This window comes from Psychrobacter sp. (assembly GCF_035469765.1).
In the GTDB taxonomy this organism is placed as follows: domain Bacteria; phylum Pseudomonadota; class Gammaproteobacteria; order Pseudomonadales; family Moraxellaceae; genus Psychrobacter.
In genome coordinates this window covers 1-2,054 of sequence record NZ_DATIRM010000389.1, presented here as the reverse complement: position 1 = coordinate 2,054, position 2,054 = coordinate 1, and the positions used below count along the sequence as shown (strand labels likewise).

Below are 2,054 nucleotides of genomic sequence, written 5' to 3'. Positions count from 1 at the left end.
GCCGAGCAAGACAGCGCCCACTGCCATCCAAACCAGACTACTCTCATCAATAGGATTGACACTGGCCATCAAACAAATCGCTAGAATAATCAACAGCTGCGCAACTAATATCCAGCTGCGCCGACGTCCTAGCATTTTGGTCAATATAGGTAATGGCACTGCATCCACTAAGGGCGCCCAAATAAACTTAAATGAGTAACCCAAGGCAGCCCAGCTAAACATAGTCACGACACTGCGATCAATACCTGCTTCACGCAGCCATAACGACAAACTTGAAAAAATAAGCAGAATTGGAATGCCAGCGACAAAACCCAAAAACAGCATGATAATAGCGCGACGATCAAGATAGGCTTTCGCCGCCTCACCCCATGATTTTTCAGCGACTGGAGGATTGGGTGGCACAGATTTGACAGCGGACATAACAACTCACCAAAACTTAGAATTAAAAATACAAAACTAGCCAGAATAGACGCAAATAATCGCTCTAATAAACAGCAGAGTAAAACCCGTCCTGCCTATAAATCACTATTCTTTATCTATTAAACCCTGCTTGATTTTGTACAAAGAGAATCACGTAAAGCAAAATTGAATAATGGTACTTGAGAACGTCTATCTTGACTAGGTGTTTTTGCATTAACTGCTTGATTGAGCGTATCAGCTATACTCTATAGCTCACCTTGGTAATTACATGTATCTTAACCTTTCTTAACTATAAACCGCCCTTTACCTTTTATGGTGTTTTTACTTGAGCTCTCCATATAATCTTTATAGTAATGAGTTGCCTATATTCCATATATGTATAAATAGATAGCTATTTATTATATACAAGAATAATAGCTTTGATTTACACTATAGTCTTGATACATTTTTTGGGCTTTAGCTTTTATAAATACTACTGACTCTTTGTATAACGGGATTAACTTATGGCAATCGACGTAGTGGTCAATCAGCGACATCTGCAAATTCAACTTAAACAGTTGGAAACAGTGTGGCATACCGTAATTAATGGCTATAATTTAAGTCAGGCAGCAACGGTACTGCACACCAGCCAATCAAGTTTATCAAAGCATATCGCAGCGCTTGAAAACCAGCTGAAAACTGAGGTGTTCGTGCGCCAAGGTAAGCGTTTGACAGGGCTTACGACCATGGGCACCGCGCTCATGCCGCATATTGAATCTATCTTTGCTGAGATTCGTACTATTGAGAACTTAAGTCTTGATTTTAACAATCCTAATATTGGTACACTGACGATTGCAACGACTCACACGCAGGCACGTTATGTATTGCCAGAGGTGGTAAAAGCGTTTAAAGAGCGTTTTCCTAAAGTCAATCTAATCTTGCAACAAGCAGACCCCGAAACCATCGCACAGATGGTGATACGAGGACAGGCTGATATTGGTATTGCTACCGAGTCTTTGCTACACAACAATTATCTGCGCTGCTACCGTTATTACGATTGGACGCATCGCGTTATTGTGCCAAGCGATCATGAACTTGCAGGACTGGAATCTATTGATTTACCCACCCTTGCCAGCTATCCAATCGTAACTTATCACGGCGGTTTTACAGGGCGCGGTGCTATTGATAAAACCTTTAGCGACGCAGGTCTTGAACCGGACATTGTATTGGCAGCACTTGATGCGGATGTGATTAGTACTTATGTAGGCTTAGGCTTGGGGATTGGTATTATTGCAGAAATGGCATTTGAACCAAGTCATTATCAGAACCTAACTGCGATACCAGTCGACCATTTTGGACGCTTTACCAGTTGGATGGCTGTACGTGATGATGCAGAAATTCGTCAGTATGGTCGAGCCTTTATGGAGCTGTGTCAAAAGCAGTTTAGTAAATAAGATAAGCTTTATACAAATAGTATAGGGATGATACATTCGCCCCTATACTATTTAGTTAGCGTAGTCTGCTCTATCATGATTTTATATATTCATAAATCTTGTAGCTATCTTAATTACGTTGTAGCTATTAAGGAACTCTATATGATTCATATATACATGAGTTTTCCAATAAATTTTTAAATGCATTCATAAGCCCTAATA

Annotated in this window: 1 protein-coding gene and 1 pseudogene; one reads left to right on the top strand and one right to left on the bottom strand. The window is 40.3% G+C overall.

Annotated elements, in window-relative coordinates:
* A pseudogene (locus tag VLN09_RS10805) lies at positions 1–420 on the bottom strand (MFS transporter); the annotation flags it as partial.
* Between the two features lie 503 nt (positions 421–923).
* On the opposite strand from VLN09_RS10805, the gene VLN09_RS10800 reads away from it, so the two are divergent.
* The gene (locus VLN09_RS10800; RefSeq protein ID WP_325246401.1) at positions 924–1,853 is read left to right on the top strand and encodes a LysR substrate-binding domain-containing protein; all 930 of its coding nucleotides are present in this window, start codon (positions 924–926) and stop codon (positions 1,851–1,853) included.
* Positions 1,854–2,054: the final 201 nt, after the last annotated feature.

Bases quoted from the DNA above. Each gene is read 5' to 3' on its own strand.
- VLN09_RS10800 (WP_325246401.1), top strand. From the start codon at position 924: ATGGCAATCGACGTAGTGGTCAATCAGCGACATCTGCAAATTCAACTT.